The organism is Exiguobacterium sp. s5, assembly GCF_018618075.1.
GTDB lineage: Bacteria > Bacillota > Bacilli > Exiguobacteriales > Exiguobacteriaceae > Exiguobacterium > Exiguobacterium mexicanum_A.
Map to the genome: position 1 here is coordinate 79,913 of NZ_JACSLK010000002.1, position 21,999 is coordinate 101,911.

Annotated in this window: 17 protein-coding genes; all 17 read right to left on the reverse strand. The window is 52.9% G+C overall.

All coding sequences use genetic code 11. The features are described from left to right. Positions 1–83: 83 nt before the first annotated feature. The 17 genes from KNP60_RS04510 to infB all read right to left on the reverse strand — a co-directional run bounded on the left by KNP60_RS04510 (position 84) and on the right by infB (position 21,992). Positions 84–1,043: an ABC transporter permease gene (locus KNP60_RS04510; protein ID WP_034777299.1), complete on the reverse strand. Its 960-nt coding sequence runs from the start codon at positions 1,041–1,043 to the stop codon at positions 84–86. Further along, positions 1,040–2,104, reverse strand: a complete 1,065-nt coding sequence (locus KNP60_RS04515) for an ABC transporter permease (protein ID WP_034777298.1) — start codon at positions 2,102–2,104, stop codon at positions 1,040–1,042. The genes KNP60_RS04510 and KNP60_RS04515 overlap by 4 nt, the downstream gene beginning before the upstream one ends. Beyond that, on the reverse strand, positions 2,101–3,627 hold the full coding sequence (locus tag KNP60_RS04520; protein ID WP_034777297.1) for an ABC transporter ATP-binding protein: 1,527 nt from the start codon (positions 3,625–3,627) through the stop codon (positions 2,101–2,103). Before KNP60_RS04520 ends, KNP60_RS04515 begins: the two co-directional genes overlap by 4 nt. A gap of 61 nt (positions 3,628–3,688) precedes the next feature. Next, the gene (locus KNP60_RS04525; RefSeq protein WP_034777296.1) at positions 3,689–4,774 is read right to left on the reverse strand and encodes a BMP family lipoprotein; all 1,086 of its coding nucleotides are present in this window, start codon (positions 4,772–4,774) and stop codon (positions 3,689–3,691) included. A gap of 128 nt (positions 4,775–4,902) precedes the next feature. Further along, the gene (locus KNP60_RS04530) at positions 4,903–5,622 is read right to left on the reverse strand and encodes a GntR family transcriptional regulator (RefSeq protein ID WP_034777294.1); all 720 of its coding nucleotides are present in this window, start codon (positions 5,620–5,622) and stop codon (positions 4,903–4,905) included. 402 nt (positions 5,623–6,024) lie between these two features. Further along, on the reverse strand, positions 6,025–8,202 hold the full coding sequence (locus tag KNP60_RS04535; RefSeq protein ID WP_034777293.1) for a DNA translocase FtsK: 2,178 nt from the start codon (positions 8,200–8,202) through the stop codon (positions 6,025–6,027). Between the two features lie 62 nt (positions 8,203–8,264). Then, positions 8,265–9,932, reverse strand: a complete 1,668-nt coding sequence (locus KNP60_RS04540) for a ribonuclease J (RefSeq protein ID WP_034777292.1) — start codon at positions 9,930–9,932, stop codon at positions 8,265–8,267. Positions 9,933–10,027: 95 nt separating this feature from the next. Next, positions 10,028–10,681, reverse strand: a complete 654-nt coding sequence (locus KNP60_RS04545) for a M15 family metallopeptidase (RefSeq protein ID WP_034777291.1) — start codon at positions 10,679–10,681, stop codon at positions 10,028–10,030. After that, positions 10,678–11,931 (reverse strand): lipid II:glycine glycyltransferase FemX, encoded by a 1,254-nt coding sequence (locus KNP60_RS04550; protein ID WP_034777290.1) that lies wholly within the window; start codon positions 11,929–11,931, stop codon positions 10,678–10,680. Before KNP60_RS04550 ends, KNP60_RS04545 begins: the two co-directional genes overlap by 4 nt. A 3-nt stretch (positions 11,932–11,934) precedes the next feature. Next, complete coding sequence (locus KNP60_RS04555; protein WP_034779828.1) at positions 11,935–13,395, reverse strand: UDP-N-acetylmuramoyl-L-alanyl-D-glutamate--2,6-diaminopimelate ligase; 1,461 nt, start codon at positions 13,393–13,395, stop codon at positions 11,935–11,937. A gap of 83 nt (positions 13,396–13,478) precedes the next feature. After that, entirely contained in the window at positions 13,479–14,696 is a 1,218-nt protein-coding gene (locus KNP60_RS04560) for a M16 family metallopeptidase (RefSeq protein ID WP_214797018.1), read from the reverse strand. A 50-nt stretch (positions 14,697–14,746) separates the two neighbouring features. Then, positions 14,747–16,963: a polyribonucleotide nucleotidyltransferase gene (pnp, locus tag KNP60_RS04565; protein WP_034777287.1), complete on the reverse strand. Its 2,217-nt coding sequence runs from the start codon at positions 16,961–16,963 to the stop codon at positions 14,747–14,749. 132 nt (positions 16,964–17,095) lie between these two features. Beyond that, positions 17,096–17,365, reverse strand: coding sequence for a 30S ribosomal protein S15 (gene rpsO / locus KNP60_RS04570; RefSeq protein ID WP_015881433.1), 270 nt, complete (start codon positions 17,363–17,365; stop codon positions 17,096–17,098). A 124-nt stretch (positions 17,366–17,489) separates the two neighbouring features. Beyond that, positions 17,490–18,416, reverse strand: a complete 927-nt coding sequence (locus tag KNP60_RS04575; protein WP_034777286.1) for a bifunctional riboflavin kinase/FAD synthetase — start codon at positions 18,414–18,416, stop codon at positions 17,490–17,492. 15 nt (positions 18,417–18,431) lie between these two features. Beyond that, complete coding sequence (gene truB, locus KNP60_RS04580; RefSeq protein WP_034777284.1) at positions 18,432–19,340, reverse strand: tRNA pseudouridine(55) synthase TruB; 909 nt, start codon at positions 19,338–19,340, stop codon at positions 18,432–18,434. A 48-nt stretch (positions 19,341–19,388) separates the two neighbouring features. Beyond that, on the reverse strand, positions 19,389–19,739 hold the full coding sequence (gene rbfA, locus KNP60_RS04585) for a 30S ribosome-binding factor RbfA (protein ID WP_034777282.1): 351 nt from the start codon (positions 19,737–19,739) through the stop codon (positions 19,389–19,391). Between the two features lie 18 nt (positions 19,740–19,757). Further along, on the reverse strand, positions 19,758–21,992 hold the full coding sequence (gene infB / locus KNP60_RS04590; protein ID WP_034777280.1) for a translation initiation factor IF-2: 2,235 nt from the start codon (positions 21,990–21,992) through the stop codon (positions 19,758–19,760). Positions 21,993–21,999 lie beyond the last annotated feature (7 nt).

Below are 21,999 nucleotides of genomic sequence, written 5' to 3' on the forward strand. Positions count from 1 at the left end.
CCTCTACACCAGTATAACAAAAAAGGTTGTTTGACTTAAGCGTCAAACAACCTGGATGAAATGGACATTTGTCCTTTTGATGATTAGCGTTTCCCTTTAATATATGGGATACCGACCGATTTCGGTGCATCCGCACGTCCGACGACACCTGCGAGAGCAAGGATCGTGAGCGCATACGGCGCAATCAAGAGCAACACTTGCGGCACGTTGCTGATGACCGGCAAGTTGCTACCGATGATCGACAACGCTTGGGCGAATCCGAAGAACAGACCGGCACCGAGCGCGCCGAGCGGATTCCACTTCCCGAAAATCATGGCGGCGATGGCCAAGAAACCTTGACCGACGATCGTCGTCCCGCTGAAGTTCGTCGTGACGGTGACAGCGTACACTGCACCAGCGAGTCCGCCGAACGCTCCTGAGAGCATGACGCCCATGAAGCGCATTTTCGTGACGTTGATCCCCATCGTGTCAGCCGCCATCGGGTGTTCCCCGACCGAACGGAGACGAAGACCGAACGGTGTCTTGAAGATGACGAACCAGACGACGAACGCGAGAATGATCGCAATGAACGACGTGTACTGCACGTTGATGAAGAACATGCGAAGCACCGGGATATCCGATAGAATCGGAACGTTCTCTTTGGCAATCCGAAACTCGATGAAGTCGGTCTGCCCTTTGTTGTAAAGCACACGGACGACGAAGATGGCGAGTCCGATCGCGAGCATGTTGATCGCGACCCCGAGTACCGTCTGGTCAGCCCGCCAAAGGATGGCCGGCACCGCCAAGAAGAGCGAGAAGAGCGCACCGACGACCATAGCGACCAAAAGTGAGATCCATGGACTGAGACCGCCCAGCCCCATATCTGTCAACGTGAGCGTCGTGATAATTCCTGTCGCAGCACCGATGACCATGATGCCTTCTAAGGCGATGTTGACGACACCCGAACGTTCACTGAAGATGCCGCCGAGCGCCGCGATGATGAGTGGAGTCGCATAGGCTAAGGCAACCGGCACGACGATGTAGAGGACTTCTAAGAAGCTCATTTTTTCTCCACTCCTTTCTTACGATTTCCTTTGAATTTGTCAATCACGTAGTTAAAGGCGTAACCTGAAGCCACGAAGATGACAATCGCGGCGATGATGACTTTGACGAGCTCAGATGGGATGTTCGCACCGAGCTGCATCGCGAGTCCGCCGATATTGAGTCCAGCGAACAAGATAGCTGCCAAGACGACACCGACGGCCGTGTTCGCACCGAGGAGCGCGACGGCGATCCCGTCAAAACCGACTCCGGTGAACGAGGCGCTGAGCGTCATGCCGTTGAACGTACCGAGACCTTCCATCGCCCCTGCGAGTCCTGCGAACATACCCGAGATGACGAATGAGAGAATGATGTTCCGGTTGACGCTCATTCCTGCGTACTGCGATGCGTGTTTGTTGAAACCGACGGCACGAAGCTCATAACCGAGCGTCGTCCGTTGCAAGATGTAGTAATAGACGATCGCTGCGAGCACGGCGATGAGGACACCCCAATGCAAGCGCGAGAACGTCGTCAATTCTTGAAGCATCGGTGACGCGAGCGACGCCGAATCTTTAATGGATTCGGTGCGTTCGTTCGTTACCCCGATGACACTGCGCAAAATCGCGTTCGTCGTGTAGAGCGCGATATAGTTCATCATGATCGATGTGATAACTTCGTGGACGTGGAACTTGGCTTTCAAGAAACCAGGTACGAACGCCCAGAGCGCTGCTGCGAACATGGCCGCGAGAAGCGCGAGCGGCAAGTGGATGAACATCGGCAAATCAAAGTTGATCCCGACATACACCGCTGCCACCCAGCCAATCAACACTTGGCCTTCGACCCCGATGTTGAAGAGGCCGGTCCGGAACGCGAACGCGACCGCCAAACCTGAGAAGATGAGCGGCGCTGCGGCGCGAAGCGTCTCACCAATTGCGTACGGGCTGCCGACCATGCCTTCAAACAGTGACGAGAACCCTCGAATCGGGTCATAGCCACCGATGAGCATGACGATCGCCCCGACGAGAAGTCCCATCAAGATCGACAAGAGCGGGATGAGCAGTCGATTAAATCCTAGTTTATTCATACTGTTTCTTCTCCTCTCTTACCGCCGGCCATCAAGAAGCCGAGTTCTTGCTCCGTCGTCTCTTTCGGATCACGGATTCCGACAATCTTCCCTTCATACAAAACGGCGATTCGGTCCGCGACGTGTAAAATCTCTTCGAGCTCGAACGAGATCAACAAGACGGCGCGTCCTTTTTCACGCTCTTTGATGAGCTGTTCATGAATGAATTCGATTGCCCCGACGTCAAGACCTCGCGTCGGTTGCGCCGCGATCAACAAGTCAGGTGACCGGTCGACTTCACGGGCGATGATGGCTTTCTGTTGGTTACCACCCGACAAGGCACGGGCAGGTACATCGACCGATGGAGTTCGGACGTCAAACTTCTCAATCAACGCTTTCGCTTTCTCAGCCACGGCTTTATAGTTCATCAAACCGCGCTTCGAGAACGGCTCTTTATAATACGTTTGGAGCACCATGTTGTCGCGAATCGTATAATCGAGGACGAGGCCATGTTTATGCCGGTCTTGCGGGATGTGGCCGACACCAGACTCCGTCACTTTGCGCGGCGTGAACCCGGTCACGTCTTTCCCGTTCAACATCACTTTTCCAGACTCGGGTTTCTTCAAGCCCGAGATGGCTTCAATCAATTCGGTTTGTCCGTTCCCGTCAATCCCGGCAATCCCGAGGATTTCCCCTGAACGAATCTGTAAATCCAAGCCGTCGACGGCTTTGAGCCCGCGACTGTCTTTGACGACAAGTTTTTGGACGTCGAGGACGACTTGCTGTGGATCTGCCTTGGAATATTCCGCATCAAAGTTAACTTCACGCCCGACCATCATTTCTGCCAAACGATCTTCGTTGACCGTCTCATCGATATCAATCGTACCGATATAACGTCCACGACGGATGACCGTACAGCGATCGGCGACTTGCATGATCTCTTTCAGCTTATGCGTGATCAAAACGATCGATTTACCTTCTTCAATCAGACGCTTCATGATTTGAATGAGTTCTTGAATCTCTTGCGGCGTCAGTACAGCGGTTGGCTCATCGAAAATCAAGATTTCGGCCCCGCGATAGAGCGTCTTCAAAATTTCGACCCGTTGTTGCATCCCGACCGAGATATCCTCGATTTTCGCATCCGGATCGATCCGAAGACCATACTGTTCCGAGATGTCCATGACTTTTTTACGCGCCGTCGCCCGGTCGACCGTCAGTCCACTCTTCGGCTCTGAGCCGAGGATGATGTTCTCGGTCACCGTGAACTTCTCAACGAGCATGAAGTGTTGGTGTACCATACCGATCCCAAGGTCGTTGGCGATGTTCGGATTCTCAATGTTCACTTTCTCCCCGCGCACGCGGATCTCCCCGCCTTCCGGCTGATAAAGACCGAACAGGACGTTCATGAGCGTCGATTTTCCGGCCCCGTTCTCGCCGAGCAACGCATGAATCTCTCCTTTGCGCAATTGGAGGGTGATATTGTCGTTGGCAACGAACGTTCCGAACTCTTTGCGAATATTGAGCATTTCAATTACATATTCCAAGAAAGTCCACCCCTAACTTTAAGTAAAGGGAGACCGCATGGGTCCCCCCTAACTCAATGAATTATTTTACTGTTTTCATGAACTCTTCGAACTCAGCGTCAGTTGCTGGAGCCGTGATGTCTCCGTCGATCAACTGTGTGCGGTACTCTTCAACTTTTGCGAGGACGTCAGCTGAAACGTTCTCATCAGATGTTTCAGCAATCCCTACACCATCGTCTTTCAAAGAGAACTCAACGATTTCGCCTGCTGGGAACTTATCTTCCATCGCAAGTTTCGATACTTCGTAAGTAGCCGTGTCAACACGTTTGACCATTGAAGTAAGCGTTACGTTTTCTGGAAGACCTTCTTCGTATTGGTCACGGTCAACACCGATGACCCATACATCTTCGCCGTTCTTCTTACGGTTTTTCGCTTCTGTGAATACCCCAACCCCAGTACCGCCTGCTGCGTGGTACACGATATCAGAGCCTGCTCCGTACATACCTGAAGCGATTGCTGTACCTTTTTCAGCTGAGTTGAAATCTTCAGCGTACTTCACGTCGATTGTCGCATCCGGGTTAACGGCCATGACGCCAGCTTTATAACCGTTCTCGAACTTCTTGATCAAGTCAGACTCAACGCCGCCGACGAATCCAACTTTGTCAGTTTTCGTAGTAAGACCAGCGACAACACCGACGAGGAACGAACCTTCTTGCTCTTTGAACGTGATCGATGCGACGTTCGGTGCATCAACGACCATGTCGACGATCGCGAAGTTGTTGTCTGGGAACTGCTCAGCAACTTTTTGGATGTCTTCGCCCATCAAGAAGCCGATTCCGTAAATCAAGTTGAAGTTATCGCGTGCCAATTGTTGCAAGTTTGGCTGGTAGTCTGCTTGCTTCGATGATTGAAGATATTTGAATCCTTCGTTCTCAGTCAAGTTGTTGTCTTCCCCGAACTTCGTGAGACCTTCCCAAGCTGATTGGTTGAACGACTTATCATCGACACCGCCCGTATCGGTTACCATCGCTACTTTGAAGTCACTGCCTTCGCCGCCGCCTTCGCCGTTCGATGCCCCTTCATTGTCATCCCCGCCACATGCTGCGAGTACTGTCGAGAGTGTGAGACCTGCTGCTAAAGCTGAGAGAATTGTTTTTTTCTTGTTCATCGTCGTGTTTCCCCTTTCGGATCATAACAATTAAGGTTGTCATGTCATCAGTAGTCTTTACACCGGTATAAGAAAGCGCTTTCACGCTGTTCCCCAAAAATAACCGTTTCCGGATAAAACGAACGTGCTTAAACGCGTTTGCGGACGACGTGGAAGTCGAAGCGGTCCGCTCGGAAAAAGTTTGCCGAATCGAGCAGCGGTAAGTCGCTCTCATCGTAATGCAATTGTTTCAATGCCAGTAACGGTTGGTCCGTTTGAAGTTGCGTCGAAATTTCAGCGTTCACACTCGGTTCGATGTGCGTGATCGCATATGCGACCCGACGTCCTACCTCTTTTTCGAGCGCATCAAACAATGACTTTCCTTCCGTCAACGCCTTCGGATTCGAGACGAGATGGGCTGGGATTTTATCGACACAGTAGACGACTGGTGTCTCATCCGCATATCGAATCCGGACGATCCGATAAATCGGTGAGTTCGGTTCGATTTTTAAACGCTCGGCTTCTCTCTCGGTCGCTAGAACCTTTTCGGCCACCAACACTTTCGTTCCTGGTGTCATTTTGGCGCGCATGATCATGTCCGTGACGCTGAACAGCTCTTCAATCCCTGAAGTAAACGGGGGTTTTGAACTGATGAATGTCCCGACGCCATGTTTCCGCACGACAAATTTCTCGTCTTCGAGAATACGAAGTGCTTCCCGGAGTGTCGCTCGACTGACTCCTAGTTGCTTCGATAACTCGAATTCTGAAGGAAGTTTCTCTCCTTCACGATAGACACCATCGTCGATATCTTGCTTGATTTTCTCAATCACGCGAAGATAGAGCAAGCGATGATCGAGCTTGATCGACATGGGCCTCACCACCTTTACCTATTTCTTACCAGTGCTCAGACATCTGACGTATGAATGTCCTTGCCAATATTAAGTATAGGGATTCGAGAAATAGAACGCAATACTTTTTGTTCGGAATCAGGGAAATATTTTAAAGTGAAGGGATTATGTACACTTCATAGTCTATATTACCTGTTCTGGCAGGCTTTGAAAAGAAATCGTAAAATGAAAACGGTATTAAAAAATGAAAGCGGTTCAACATTTTTAGTAGTATGTCCTAATGAATCAAATAGGTCAGATGTGCTATATTAGTTCGTCCCAACATGACGTCGACCCCGATCGTGTCGTTTGAACCGGATTATCTGAAATTAGATAAAAAACGAACGATTAGGATTGATTATACCTAATCGTTCGTTTTATTTATTAACCCTCTGGTTGGTTAATGAGCACTTTCCGCGGCTTCGAGCCTTCTGACGGCCCGACATATCCGGCTTGTTCGAGTGAATCGATCAAGCGGGCTGCCCGGTTATAACCGATGCGGAATCTTCGTTGAATCATCGAAGTGGACGCCGTCTCTTGCGTCAAGATGAATTGAACGACTTCTTCGAACAATGAATCGTCCGAATCAATGGTCGTGACCTCTTCTTCTTTCGGCATCATCGCCTCGACGTATTGGGCCCGTTGCTGGGCGATGACATGATTGACGACCGTTTCGACTTCTTGGTCCGACACGAACGCACCTTGCACACGGATCGGTTTGTTCATCCCGTTGGCGAGCATGAGCATGTCACCCCGGCCGAGCAACTTCTCAGCACCTCCCCCGTCAAGGATCGTCCGTGAATCCGTCTGCGACGAGACGGCGAACGCGATGCGGGACGGGATGTTCGCTTTGATGACGCCCGTAATGACGTCGACAGACGGACGCTGGGTGGCGAGCACCATGTGGATGCCGGCCGCCCGTGCCATCTGGGCAAGACGCATGATCGCGTCCTCGACGTCGTTCGAGGCGACCATCATCAAATCGGCGAGCTCATCGACGATGACGACGATGAACGGCAGACGTTTGGCGTCCTCATCGTCCGATTTATCGACGAGTTCGTTATAGCCTTCGATATTCCGCACACCATAACGGCTGAACAACTCATAGCGCCGCTCCATCTCGGCGACAACTTGTTTGAGTGCTTGGGCAGCTTTCTTCGGATCCGTCACGACCGGCGTCAGCAAGTGTGGGACACCGTTATAGACGTTCAACTCGACCATTTTCGGATCAATCATCATGAGCCGGACTTCATCAGGACGAGTCCGCATCAAGAGCGACACGATCATGCCGTTGATACAGACCGATTTCCCGGAACCGGTCGAACCAGCGACGAGCAAGTGCGGCATCTTGTTCAAGGCGATCGTCACCGTCTCGCCACTGATGCTGCGCCCAAGGGCGACGAGGAGCGGCGACTGCTCCCGCTTGACCGGATCGGCCTCGAGCACTTCACGGAGACAGACCGGGGCCACTTCCTGGTTCGGCACTTCAATCCCGATGGCGGCCTTTCCTGGGATCGGCGCCTCGATCCGGATGTCTTTGGCGGCAAGCGCAAGGGCAAGGTCATCGCTGAGCGAGGTGATGCGGCTCACTTTGACCCCGATATCCGGTTGCAGTTCATATTTCGTCACGGTCGGACCAAGATGAATCTTTAACACCTTCACACCGACGCCGAACGATTTGAGCGTTTGGACGAGTTTTGTCGCATTTGCTTTCAAACGGGCGTTCTCGCCGGACAGGTCGGTCACGACCGGTTCGCTGAGGATGGTGAACGTCGGCAATTCATACGTGTCCGACACGTCTTGTGACGCCGTCATCATCATGTCCTCGGTCGGTAGCTCCGTCACTTCCTCCGTCGAGGCCACTTCTTCCGTTTTCGGACGTTTCTCGGCGACGACTTTCTCGCTGAACCCGACAATCGGGATGTCATGCATCGTCACCGCGTCTGCTTCAGGCTCGGCTTCGACCGGCTTCGATTCAACTTTTGCCGGTGCCGAAACCGCCTTCTTCCGATTGGACACCGGAGCCGGTTTGACCCGCTCCCGGTCGCGCCACTCTTGTTTGATGGCCGTACCGGTCTCGAGCAGGCGCGACCCGATCGTCCGCCAAATCGTCGGCGATAAGAGCGAGATCCCGATGATCATGCATAGCACGCCTAAAAAGATGATCCCAAAGTCGGAGAGCAAGTATTGGTTGAGCTGATACAGCGCCCCGTTGATCGTCCCCCGTTCCGCTCCCCATACCAAATCTCCGAACATGAGAAACGAGACGAACAGGAACAGGATGCCCGTCCGTTGCATCGGACGAAATTCGTTTAAAAAGACGAGCAACGTGAATGCGATTGCCAAATACGTGAGTGCCCCCCAGCCTCCGAATAACGTCGTCGCGAGGAGTGACGTCTGATTCCCGACCCAACCGAAGTCGAACAAGGAGAAGATGAACGCCGTGATCGACATGACGAACATGACCCAGCCATATGTACGTAGTGGGATTGGCTGTTTTTTCGCACGCCTTGTCGTCGGTCGCTTCCGCTTCGCCGGAGTTTTTCTCGATTTTTGTGCCACCTTAGATTCCTCCTAAAAAAACGAGGCAAAAGTCTGATGACTTTTGCCTCAATCTCAATTCCTTAAATCTCCATGATGATCGGCAAGATCATCGGACGACGTTTCGTCTGTTCGAACAAGTAGACGCTGAGCCGCTCGCGGATATTTGATTTCAACTCGGTCCAATCACTTCCAGCCTGGAGACTCTTCTCGATCTGTTTCGTGACGATGCGGTTCGCTTCTGAGATCATCTCTTCGGATTCACGCATATAGACGAATCCGCGCGAGATGAGTTCAGGTCCTGAAATCAATTTCTTCTGTTTCCGGTTCAACGTGACGACACAGAGGACGACACCGTCTTGTGACAAGAGACGACGGTCACGGAGGACGATGTTCCCGACGTCCCCAACGCCAATCCCATCGATCAAGACGTTGCCGGCCGGTACTTTCCGGCTCATCCGAGCTTTACGTCCCGTGAACTCGACGACATCCCCTTTTTCGACGATGAAGATGTTGTTCGATTTCACACCGACTTGCTCGGCGAGTTTCGAGTGGGCCATCTGCATCCGGTATTCTCCGTGAATCGGAAGGAAGTACTTCGGTTTGACGAGGTTCAGCATGAGCTTGAGCTCTTCGGCCGAACCGTGTCCCGAGACGTGTACTTTCCGTTGGTTATAGATGACGTTCGCTCCTGAGCGGAACAAAAGGTCGATCGTCTTCGAGACGGACTTCTCGTTCCCAGGAATCGGTGTCGCCGCGATGACGACCGTGTCGTTCAAGCGGATGTTCACTTGCTTATGGGCGTTGCGCGCCATGCGCGTCAAGGCCGCCATCGGCTCGCCTTGCGAACCGGTCGTCAAGATGACGACTTTGTTGTCAGGCAAGCGATTCACTTGCGACAGCTCGACGAGCGTCTTCGGCTTGAAGCGAAGGTAGTTGAGCTTCTGCGCCACTTCGACGATATTGACCATGCTGCGACCGACGACGGCGACTTTGCGGTCGTTCGCCTCGGCTGCCGCGAACACTTGTTGAAGACGGTGCACGTTCGAAGCGAAAGAGGCGACGATGACGCGGCCCTCAGCTTGATAGATGACATCGTTCAACTCGGCGCCGACGAGCGACTCCGAACCAGTTTGGCCAGGGCGTTCCGCATTCGTCGAATCTGACAATAAGCAGAGGACGCCGCGTTGGCCGATGGCTGCCAACTTGTTAAAGTCCGACTGTTTCCCATCGACTGGCGTGTAATCAAACTTAAAGTCGCCCGTGTGTACGATGGCGCCTTGTGACGTTTGAATGCAGACACCGACACAATCCGGGATTGAGTGGTTGACGCGGAAGAAAGTGATGAAATGATCAGCGATAGTCAATTTCGTTTTGGCGTCAATCAATCGGAGGTCGACTTCTTTTAACAAGCCCGCCTCTTTCAATTTGAGCTCGATTAAACCGAGCGTCAATTTCGTCCCATACACGGGAACGTGCTTCAAATCACGGAGTACGTAGCTGAGCCCACCGATATGGTCTTCGTGACCATGGGTGATGAAAATCGCGCGTACCCGATCTTTATTTTCTTTTAAATACGTAATGTCTGGGATGACAATATCAATCCCGAGCATCTCATCGCCTGGAAACATAAGGCCGGCATCGATGACGAAGATGTCGTCGTCTAGTTCCACGACGTACATGTTCTTCCCGATTTCGCCTACGCCTCCAAGCGCAAAGACGCTAACGTTCTCTGTCTTCTTCTTTGACACTAACAAAAACCTCCTAGATGTTGCATATTCTGTTTCGTCCACTTATCGCTACTGAATATTGTATCGGAAAACTGCTGATATGCCAACATTTCCGTTCAATTGACGAGAGGTTTCATCACATCGGCGAGTGGCATCGTCGCTTTGTCGTCCGGACGTTTCCCGGAAGCGAGTTGGCGAATCGACAAGCCGAAGTCCATTTGTAAATGCGGGTAATCCGGAAAACTTCTCCAATCCCCGCCCCATTCGAAGCCGAGTGCTTTGCCGAGTTCTCCTAACTCTTGCCAATCGGGTTCGTCCGATCGGTTGTGGTCCGACTCGAGATTGTAATCGGCACGGTTATTGTGGATGATGACGAAATCGACGGCGAGCCCATAGTTATGGTAACTTTGTCCCGCCTTGGCGTTCGTCACGACTTGTCCCGGTTTCGAGCGCCCTTGGGCATAGAGCGCGTTCTGCTCATCGGCCGACCGATACCCCGACGTCAGACGGACCTCGAGGCCGAGGCAAGAGTAGGCCAGGCGCACGAACGATTCGCTCCGTTCGCGGACGTGCGGATGAAGCTTCGCGAACGCCTGTTCACTCCGCTCGACGACGACATCTTCCGAGCGCGGGTTGCGTTCACACATTCCCGCTTCAAATGTCGGTTCATCGACCCATGGCATCGGGCCCGGACGTGACAACGTGTACGCTAAAAAGATTCCGACTAAAAACGCCGTCATCGCGAACGTCAAAACGCCGGTCCATTTCATCGGCGCAACCGTTTACGGAGTCCTTTGACGAGCGGTAATCCCGTCTCGAGGGCGAAATAGAGCGGACGATTCAAGACGAGGTCGAACTCGCCGACTTTCTCGATCAAATCGCTTCCCCAGCCCGACTTGAACGCATAAAGCCCTGCATACTCGTCATCAGGCTCCGTGCTACCCGATACGCCACCGAAATCGTAGCGTTCGGCCCCGCTCGCCTTGGCTGCTTGCATCATCGTCCATTGCATGAGGTGGTTCGGCATAAACTCACGAAACTCGTTCGAGGATGCCCCGTACAGATAATACGAGCGTCGTCCGGCAAGCGTCAACAGACCGCCCGACAAAACGAGACCGTTCGGGTATTTCTCGTGTAACTCCGTCAGTTCAGGTAACGCGGCTTGAATCTTCTCGATTTGCTCACGTGTCTGCTTTTGACGGTTCAACAAGCTCGTCCGTTTCTTCTCGACCGTTTCCGTCTCGAGTGACCGTTCGATTTTCCCAAGGTCACGCTCCGCTTTTTCGAGCGTGGCCATCTGTTGGTCGAGTGCGAGTTTCGGCTCGAGTTTCGTCAAAAACAAACGGGCGTCATCAGGTTGCAGACAATCGTATAGGTTCTCGAAATAGTCAAGTCCACGAATGGCAAAACCGTCACGCTCGCCCGTCACTTTCATCAAATCGGCGAACGTCTTAAGCCCGTCGCGCCCGACTTCCGTGCAGACGATCCCTTTCCGTTCGGCCAAGCGAACGTTATAGCGGAATTTATGATGGAATTTGCCGAAGATGTCTTTCTCGCTCGGGCGTAAATCCGTCTCCATCGTGAACCGCGGTTGGGCGTAATCAAACCCACCGCCGTATCCTTTATGGGCGAAGCCGAGACTCGCCATCTCGGTCAATAGACCTGGCACTTCATCTCGATCGATATTCGGATCGATTTTCACGACGATCGCTTTGTTCGCCTTGGCGACCCGCTTCGCCTCCTCGGTCAATGCCCGTAAAGAAGCCACGTCGTCATAGTCGACGACGAAGCCGCGTGGCGCATAGCAGAGTGTGAATGGGAGCTTCGGTACACGTTTGAATAAGAGTAACGCCACCCCGCTCGTCACCCCATCGTTCGCGACGGCGACCCGCTCGGCAAACCAGCCGTTTTGTCGTTTGACGTCGGCCCAACTCGAAAGCTGAAGCAAGTCCCCACGGTCGTGTGTTTTGACGAAATCGTCATGCTCTTTCTCTGTCAAGGTGATCGGTTGTACTGCCATAAATCATATTTCCTCCGTCTTCAAAATTGTCGCTCGGACGATTGCTTCTTCATCTAGCGGAATTTTCTCATTACCGATGATTTGATATTTCTCATGCCCTTTTCCGGCCAAGACGACGATATTGTCCGGTTCGGCCAACCGAGCCGCATAACGGACAGCCTCTTCCCGGTCCCCAATCTCGACGAAATTGTCGTGGGTCATCCCGGCGGCGATTCCGCTCGTGATCGAGTCGTACGCTTCAAAACGCGGGTCATCCGTCGTGATGACGACCGTCCCCGCATATTTCGAGGCCATCTCTCCCATCGTCGGCCGCTTCGTAACGTCACGGTTCCCGCCTGTACCGATCAAGAACACAATCTTCTCTTTCGGGACACCGACGAGTGATTTCAAGCATTGCTCGATGCCGTCCGGTGTATGCGCATAGTCCGCATAGACGTTATACCCTGGTACGTCGAGACGTTGCATCCGCCCTTTGGCAGGATGAATCGACTCGAGTGCCTGGACGATCTCGGGCAAACGATAGCCGGCAGCGATCAAACACCCGGTCGCGAGCAAGATGTTGTACACGTTGAACCGGCCGATGAATTGAACGGTCAACGGATGACTCTCCCCTTGGTAGTTGAGGCTAAAACTCGTCTCTGACAGCGTCTGAACGATATCTGATGCCGTCACATCGGCCATCTCGTCGATTGCATACGTGATCACTCGGGCGCCCGTCATCGTCTCGTACAGCTTGCTGTACGAATCATCCGCGTTCAACACGGCAACTTTGTGACGCGACGCCATCTGTCCGAGTTGAGCGAACAATAAGCCTTTCGCCCGCGCATAGTTCTCGAACGTACCATGGAAATCGAGATGGTCATGCGTCAAGTTCGTGAAGCCGACGATATCGAAGTCCGTGCCGATGACGCGACCGAGTTCGAGTCCGTGCGATGACACTTCCATCATCACATCGGTGACGCCTTCTTCGTGCATCCGGGCGAGCAACTGTTGCAGCTCAGAGCTTTGCGGTGTCGTGTTTTTGCTCGGGACGACCGTATCGTTAATGCGTACCTCGACCGTGCCGATCAAGCCGGTGCTATGTCCGAGCTCGGTGAGAACATCACGTAAAATGGTCGTCGTCGTCGTCTTGCCGTTCGTTCCCGTGATCCCGAACAGACGCATCTGCTCAGACGGATATTGATAGAACGCGGACGCCAATAGACCGACCGTACGCGTGCTGTCACGCACGATCAAGTTCGGCACACTCAAAGAGAGTGGCCGTTCACTGACGACGGCGACTGCGCCTTTAGTGACTGCTAAATCAGCGTAGTCGTGACCGTCGACCGTATAGCCTTTAATGGCGACGAACAGCGTCCCTGGGACGACTTCACGCGAGTCGGTCGTCACATGGGTCACCGTGATTCCTTGTAGGTTTGGTTGATTAATCAATTGTATGTGGTTAGCTAAATCCGTTAAGTTCAAGTCTTTCCCTTCTTTCACCTGTTCCTGTCCAAAGTAAAGAATACCTCTTAATCAGTGTAGAGAACTTACAATTCGGTTTCAAGTCAGTCTTCGGACGGAAGGACATATGATTTGGCAGGGGCGTGGCCGAGCACCTCATTGATGAGGGTGTTGACGTCACGCGTTTCAATGCGATCAACTTTGTCGAGCACTTCGTTCAACTCCTCGACTTCATCGAGCAGGACGAGGTTGCGCCCGTTGCGGTTCATCCGTGCGCTCGTGCTCTCGTTCCCAAGGACGAGCGACCCTTTCAGTTGTCGTTTCCCTTTCTCGACTTCCTCATCGGACAGCCCATCCGCTTTTAACGTTTCGAGCTCACGCGTCATGATCGTCTCGACTTGCGCGAGCGTTTCTGGTGACGTTCCGATATAAATGGTGAACGTCCCGTGGTCGTCGAACGTCGTATAGTACGAGTAGATCGAGTAAGCGAGGCCTTCCTCTTCTCGAATCGATTGGAACAGCCGTGACGACATCGTCGCCCCGATCGCATTGTTCAACAAGGCCAAATGCGGCAATCGATCGTCTTTGGCGGCAATCGCCTCGAAGTTCCAACACAGGTGCGCTTGCTCCGTCTCTTTCTGTTTCTTCACCACGTCGCTATACAAGATCGGCGTCGTCGATTCTTTCGGTGATTCCCCTGATGGAAGGTCGGCAAACCTTCTCGTGACCGCCTCGACCAACTCTTGCGGCACGTGGCCGGCGATTGAGACGACGACACGGTTGCCTGTATACGTCGAAGCGACGTAGCGGAGCAATTGCTCCCGAGATAGTCCGAGGACGCTCGCTTCCGTCCCGAGAATCGGTTCGGCGAGGATGTCGTCCTTATAGACGGCTTTCGCGAGCAGCTCGTGGACGAGATCTTCCGGGGTGTCCTCATACATTTTAATCTCTTCTAAGACGACCCGCTTTTCTTTCTCGAGCTCCGTCTCATCAAACAACGAATCGAATAGCATGTCGGCGAGCGCGTCGAAGGCGATGACCGCGTGCTCGTCAAGCGTCTTCACGTAATAGCACGTATGATCTTTTGACGTGAACGCGTTCACGCTTCCGCCAAGTTCATCAAAGAACGACGCGATCTCTTTTGCCGTTCTCGTCTTTGTTCCTTTGAATAACATATGTTCAATCAAGTGGCTGATGCCGATCTCGGTCATGTCTTCGGTCCGAGTGCCGGCTTTAATAAAGACACCGGTCGACGTGCTGCGGACATCCGCCATCGGTTCAATCACGATGCGGACGCCGTTGTCTAATGTGATCCATTCCATGTTATCACTCCTATGAAAAAGGCCATCGCACCAGACGATGGCCATCATGATTAGTTTGTCGGGCGTGGCGGACGACGGTCTCCGTCACGACGCGGCGGACGGCTGTCACGTGGTGGACGGCTCTCGCGCTGCGCTTTACGTTTCGCTTCGTATGCTTCGCGTTCTTCCGGTGACAATCCTTCAAGGATGAGCACTTTGTGCGAGGCATTGACTCGGCCTTTGTCATCGATTTCCGTTACGCGGACTTTAATTGTATCACCGAGTTTAACGACGTCTTCGACGTTCGCGACGCGATCAAGACTGAACTCAGAGACGTGGACGAGCGCGTCCTTGCCTTTGAACAACTCAACGAAAGCGCCGAATTTCTCAATACGACGAACCGTCGCATCGAACTCTTCGCCGACGACGACTTCGCGGACGATGTCGCCGATGAGCGCCATCGCCATGTCGATACCTTCTTGATCGGTCGACGCGATGAAGACTGTACCGTCTTGCTCGATATCGATTTTGACACCCGTTTGGTCGATGATGCTGTTGATCATCTTCCCGCCCGGTCCGATCACGTCGCGGATCTTGTCCGGATTGATCGTCATCGTCACGATTTTCGGTGCATACTTCGACAACTGCGGACGCGGTGCGTCGAGCGTCTCAAGCATATGGTTCAAGATATGGAGACGGCCTGAACGTGCTTGTTCGAGTGCCTCTTCCAAGATCTCACGCGTGATCCCGGCAATTTTGATATCCATTTGGAGCGCCGTGATCCCGTCTTTCGTTCCTGCTACTTTGAAGTCCATGTCTCCGAGATGATCTTCGAGACCTTGGATGTCAGTGAGGACCGTATAGTGTTCGCCTTCCATGATGAGACCCATTGCGATCCCGGCAACTGGTGCCTTGATCGGCACACCTGCGTCCATGAGGGCGAGTGTCGAACCACAGATTGACGCCTGTGAACTCGAACCGTTCGACTCGAGTACTTCCGAGACGAGACGAATCGTGTACGGGAAGTCGGCTTCTTTCGGGATGATTGGAAGAAGTGCACGTTCTCCGAGGGCACCGTGACCGATTTCACGACGACCTGGCGCACGCACCGGACGAGCTTCTCCGACCGAGAACGGCGGGAAGTTATAGTGGTGCATGAAGCGCTTGTTCTCTTCTAACCCGATGCCGTCGATGATTTGCGCATCTCCGATGACGCCGAGTGTCGCGACCGACATGACTTGTGTTTGTCCACGTGTGAACAACCCAACGCCATGGGCGCGTGGCAACAAGCCCGTTTCTGATGCGAGCGGGCGGATGACTTCCGGGCGACGACCGTCCGGACGAACTTTGTCGACCGTGATCAAACGGCGGACTTCGTCTTTGACGAACTTGTTCAAGATGCCAGATACTTCTTTCAACTTGGCCGGTTCGTCAGCGAGTGATTCTTCGTATGCAGCTACGTATTTGGCAATCACTTCGTTGATTGCTGCGTCACGTGCATGCTTCTCTTCGACTTGAACCGCGGCGTTGATTTCTGGACGTGCTGCTTCGAGCTCAGCCGTCAAAGCGTCATCAAACTTCGATACCGTATATTCGAACTTCGGTTTCCCGACAGCTTCGACAATCTCTGTTTGGAACGCGACCAATTTCTTGATCTCTTCGTGACCGAACAAGATTGACTCGAGCATGACGTCTTCCGGTACTTCGTTCGCGCCTGCTTCAACCATGTTGATCGCAGTTGCTGTTCCGGCGACTTGGAGCTCAAGGTCCGTCTGTTCGAGTTGAGCTGTCGTCGGGTTGACGACGAACTCACCGTTGACACGTCCGACTGTCGCTCCGGCGATCGGCCCGTCGAACGGGATGTCCGAAATCGAGAGTGCGATCGACGTTCCAAGCATACCGGCCATTTCAGCCGAGCAGTCTGGATCGTTCGACATGACGTAGATCATGACTTGAATATCGTGACGGAATCCGTCAGGGAAAAGCGGACGGATCGGACGGTCGATGAGACGTGATGTCAAAATCGCGTTCTCTCCAGGACGTCCTTCCCGACGGAGGAAACCTCCTGGGATTTTACCGACCGAGTATAATTTTTCTTCATAGTTGACCGTGAGCGGGAAGAAATCTAAATCCTTCGGCGCTTTCGATGCTGTGACCGTGGCGAGCACGACCGTGTCCCCATAACGGACGAGTGCCGAGCCGTTTGCTTGTTTCGCAAGTTGCCCGACTTCTACAGATAGCGGACGACCGCCCCATTCAGTAGAAAAGACTTGTTTCGTACCTAACATGAACATTCTCCTCTCAAACCTTATCTAGTTTATTATGTAACTCATTCATATGAATGTCTAATGATTTTCCTCCCAAAAAAGAAGAAACGGACTAGGAACAAGTGTCCCAGTCCGTCACATGGTCCGTTCGGATTAACGACGGAGACCAAGGCGTTGAATCAATTCACGGTAACGTGTAACGTCCTTGTTACGAAGGTACGTAAGCAAGTTACGGCGACGTCCAACCATTTTCAAAAGACCGCGACGTGAGTGGTGGTCTTTCTTGTGTGTACGAAGATGATCGTTCAAAGTGTTGATTTGTTCAGTCAATACTGCAACTTGAACTTCCGGTGAACCAGTGTCACCTTGTTTTGTCGCGTATTCCGCGATGATTTCGTTTTTACGTTCTTTTGAGAGTGCCATTGCCTCTCCACCTCCATTTAATAGAAAATTGCCGCGTTGCCGAGCCGTCGTTGGTGAATCGTCCAGCCAAGCGAAGCGGTGTACTTTGCGTACCAAATTAGGATACCGTACCACCCATTCAAAGTCAAGACAGGATTGCCCGGGCGGCTGTCTCATCTTGCTTGAGTTGAGCGATGAGTGCGTCGAGTCCGTCGAACGCCCGCTCGTCACGCAAGTAATGCATCCATTCGATCTCGATCAGTTGCCCGTATAGATCCTCTGAGAAATCGAACAAGTGGCTCTCGATCGAGACGTCCCCGGTCGCATAAAACGTCGGCCGCCGCCCGACGTTCGTCATCGCATCGAACGTCCGGCCGTCCTGAAGCCGTACACGCGTCGCGTAGACACCGAGACGCGGCATGACATACGATGCGTCCATGACGACGTTCGCTGTCGGGTAACCGATCGTCCGGCCACGGGCGTCGCCGTGGATGACTTCCCCGCAGATGACGTACGGCGTACCGAGCAACTCGCTCGCCACATCGACGTCACCGGCACCGAGCAATTGACGAATCCGCGTCGACGACACTTTTTCGCCGCCGCTCGTCTGTTCGGCGACGACCGAGGTCGTGAAGCGACCGCGCGCATGATACGGCAGCGTCTCCATCGTCCCTTCGCCAAATTTACCGTACGAGTAGTCAAAACCTGCCGTCACGTGGACCGCACCGGCACCGATCAAATAGTCATCCACGAATTGTTGCGGTGACAGGCTCGCCAACTCTTTCGTGAACGTGATGACGATACACCGTTCGACACCGAGTCCGGCAATTCGGTTCAATTTCCGCTGGAGCGGTGTGATATAACGGACCGCATCCGGTTTGTTTGAGAGCACTTGTTTCGGGTGCGGGTCGAACGTGATTACGGTCACGGGTACATCGAGCTGTTTCGCTTGCGCCTGTGCATGCCGAATCACGGCCTGATGTCCGGTGTGGACGCCGTCGAAAAATCCGAGCACCATGACCGAAGGGACCAGGTCTGGTGTCTCAGGATACGTCAGATGGATCGTTTCCATACTTCAATCTCCCCTTTAGTCGATGGTCAACATGACCTCGACATTTGCGTCTGTTGTTCCGTCAAGCCGTCGATAGAGGGCAAGTGGAATTCCTTCTTCATTATAGACAGTAAACAGTTCAAATTCGAGCGAGACGTCGTTCAAACGTCCCCCGTTTCGAATATACCGCTCCCGATTGGCCGGAATCGTCATGGCAGGCCAACGTTTGATGACCTCTTCGAGCGGGATGAGGTGGTTCATGCGTTCCTCGACCGTCTCGAGGTCGGCGAGTTGTTGCAACGTGACAGCGGCCGTCTCCTCGAAAGAACCAGACCGCGTCCGCCGCAGGTCGCTCATATGGGCCGGATAGCCGAGACACTCCCCGATTTGGACGGCGAGCGTCCGGATGAATGTGCCTTTGCCACACTCGACGTCGACACGAAAACGGCAGACACCGTCTTCGATGACCGGGTCATTCGTCCGGACGATGCGATGAATCTCGACGATGCGGCGCGGTCGTTCCACCGTCTGACCTTTCCGGGCGTATTCGTACAATTTCTTGCCGTTCACTTTGACGGCAGAGAAGTACGGTGGGATTTGCTCGATTTTTCCTGTCAACGTCTCGAGAACGCGATCGATGTCTGCAGCAGTGAACGCCTCCGGACCGACTTCGCGCGTCTCGACGACCTCGCCATGGGCATCCTCGGTCATCGTCGCCGTCCCGATTGTAATCTCGGCGGCGTACCGTTTGCCTTCATCGGTCAGAAAACGTGACAGCTTTGTCGCCCGGCCGAGACAAATCGGCAGGACACCGGTCACTTCGGGGTCGAGCGTGCCGGTATGACCGACTTTCTTCGTTTGGAACAATTTACGGAGCTTGAACACGCAGTCGTGGCTCGTCATGCCGCTGTCTTTATCTAAAATCAATACACCTGTTGGTTCCATCTGGATTCCTCCCATCAAAAAAGGGGAGACGCGAGTCCCCCCTTCAATTTATTGGTCGTTCCGATTTAAGTCACGAATCAATGAATCGATATGGCTACCATATGCGACCGATGAATCGTATTCGAACGACAATTCTGGCGTTTTCCGAAGACGGATGCGGCTCCCGATCTCGCGGCGAATAAATGCGCTCGCCTTATCGAGACCAGCTTGCGTCTCAGCCTTCACTTCGGCGTCGTCTCCGAGCACCGTGTAGTAGGCTGTCGCTTGCTGCAAATCTCCCGTCACATCGACGCTTGTAATTGTAGCGTTCTTCGTACGTGGGTCGTTGACTTCACGGAGCAAGATATCTGTAATCTCTTTTCGCATCTGCTCTGCGACGCGTTGGGCACGAATGTTCATACGTGTTCCCTCCTCGCTTTATTTACGTTCGACTTCTTTCATGATGAACGCTTCGATAACGTCCTCCACTTTGATGTCGTCGAACTTCTCTACTTTAATCCCACACTCGTAACCTGTCGCGACTTCTTTGACGTCGTCTTTGAAGCGGCGGAGCGTATCGAGTTTTCCTTCGTACACAACAATCCCGTTACGGATGATGCGGACGCCGGCGTCGCGTGAGATTTTACCTTCTGTGACGTAACAGCCGGCAATCGTACCGACTTTCGAGACTTTAAAGACGTCACGGACTTCAACTTGTCCTGTGATTTCTTCAACGAACTCAGGGTCGAGCATCCCTTTCATCGCGCTCTCGATTTCATCGATCGCGTTATAGATGATGCGGTGCAGACGCATTTCAACATGCTCTTGCTCGGCCATCGACCGGGCGTTACCATCTGGGCGAACGTTGAATCCGATGATGATCGCATTTGCCGCCGAAGCGAGAATGACGTCACCTTCTGTGATGGCACCGACACCTTGGTGGACGATGTTGATTTTAACGCCTGCGACGTCGATTTTGCGGAGTGAACCAGCGAGTGCTTCAGCCGAACCTTGAACGTCTGCTTTGATGATGACGTTCAAATCTTTGACTTCGCCTTCTTGAATGCGGCTGAACAAGTCATCAAGACTAACTTTAGCCGATTCGCGACGCTGTGATTCGAGGTAACGTTGGTAACGTTTTTCTCCGATTGCACGTGCTTTTTTCTCATCTTCGAACACGATGAACTGATCCCCGGCTTGTGGGACATCGTTCAATCCTGTGATCTCGATTGGCGTCGATGGACCGACTTCTTTCACACGACGACCGATATCGTTGACCATGGCCCGGACGCGTCCGAACGTGCTGCCGACGACGATTGAGTCACCAATCCGGAGTGTCCCGTGTTGAACGAGAAGCGTGGCGACAGGACCGCGGCCTTTATCGAGCTTCGCTTCGATGACCGAACCGCGAGCTGGCATTTCAGGCGTCGACTTGTACTCTTCGACTTCTGATACGAGTAAGATCATCTCGAGCAACTCATCGATCCCCTCGTCTTTCAAAGCTGAGATCGGTACGAAAATCGTTTCGCCGCCCCACTCTTCCGGTACGAGACCGAACTCTGTCAATTCTTGTTTGACGCGGTCAGGGTTTGCGCCTTCTTTATCCATTTTGTTCACGGCGACGATAATCGGCACGTTTGCCGCTTTCGCATGTGAGATGGCTTCTTCTGTCTGTGGCATCACGCCGTCATCCGCTGCGACAACGATAATCGCGATATCTGTCACTTCGGCTCCACGGGCACGCATCGTCGTAAAGGCGGCGTGACCTGGTGTGTCGAGGAACGTGATCTTTTTATCGTTGACTTCAACTTGATAAGCACCGATGTGCTGCGTGATTCCGCCGGCTTCACCAGCAACGACTTTCGTGTTGCGGATCGAGTCAAGAAGTGTTGTCTTACCATGGTCAACGTGACCCATGATTGTGACGACAGCAGGACGCTCAACAAGCTCGTACTCAGAGAAGTCGATTTCCACTTCTTCAAAGTCCGTCTCATCGATGAGTACTTCTTTCTCAACTTCGTAACCGAATTCAGTTGCAAGCAACTCAATCGTCTCGTCATCAAGCGTTTGGTTGATCGTCGCCATGACACCAAGACCCATCAACTTCATGATGATCTCGTTTGGCTTTTTATCCATCTTCGCAGCGAGGTCTGATACGCTGAGGACATCATCGTACTTGATGACGTTGCCCATTTCAGACTCTTGCGCTAAACGAGCTGCTTTACGTTGACTCGTTTTTGAATTCGGATCCGCTTCCAATGGCACGGCTGCTTTCGCAGGCTTGCCTTTGAATTTACCACCGCGTTTCTTGTTGCGGTTGTCGTTGCGATTGTTGCCGAAGCGGTTGCCACCACGGTTGCCCGCTTGGTTGCTTTGACCGCCAGACGCTTGTGGGCGTGCTTTCGGTGCTTCTTGCTTGGCAGCAGGTTTCGCGTCAGCCGGTTTTGACTCGGCAGACTTCGTTGCAGCTGGTTTCGTTGCAGCTGGTTTTTCTTGCTTGTCAGCCGAACGGTATTTCTCAGGATTGAAGACACGATCGAGTTGCTTGACCGATTCCTCATCTAAGACAGCCATGTGGTTTTTCACTGGCTTGTTCATTTTCTCGAGCTGAGTAATGACTTGTTTACTTGTTACATTCTGTTCTTTTGCAAATTCATAGACGCGTTTTCCCAAAGCATCC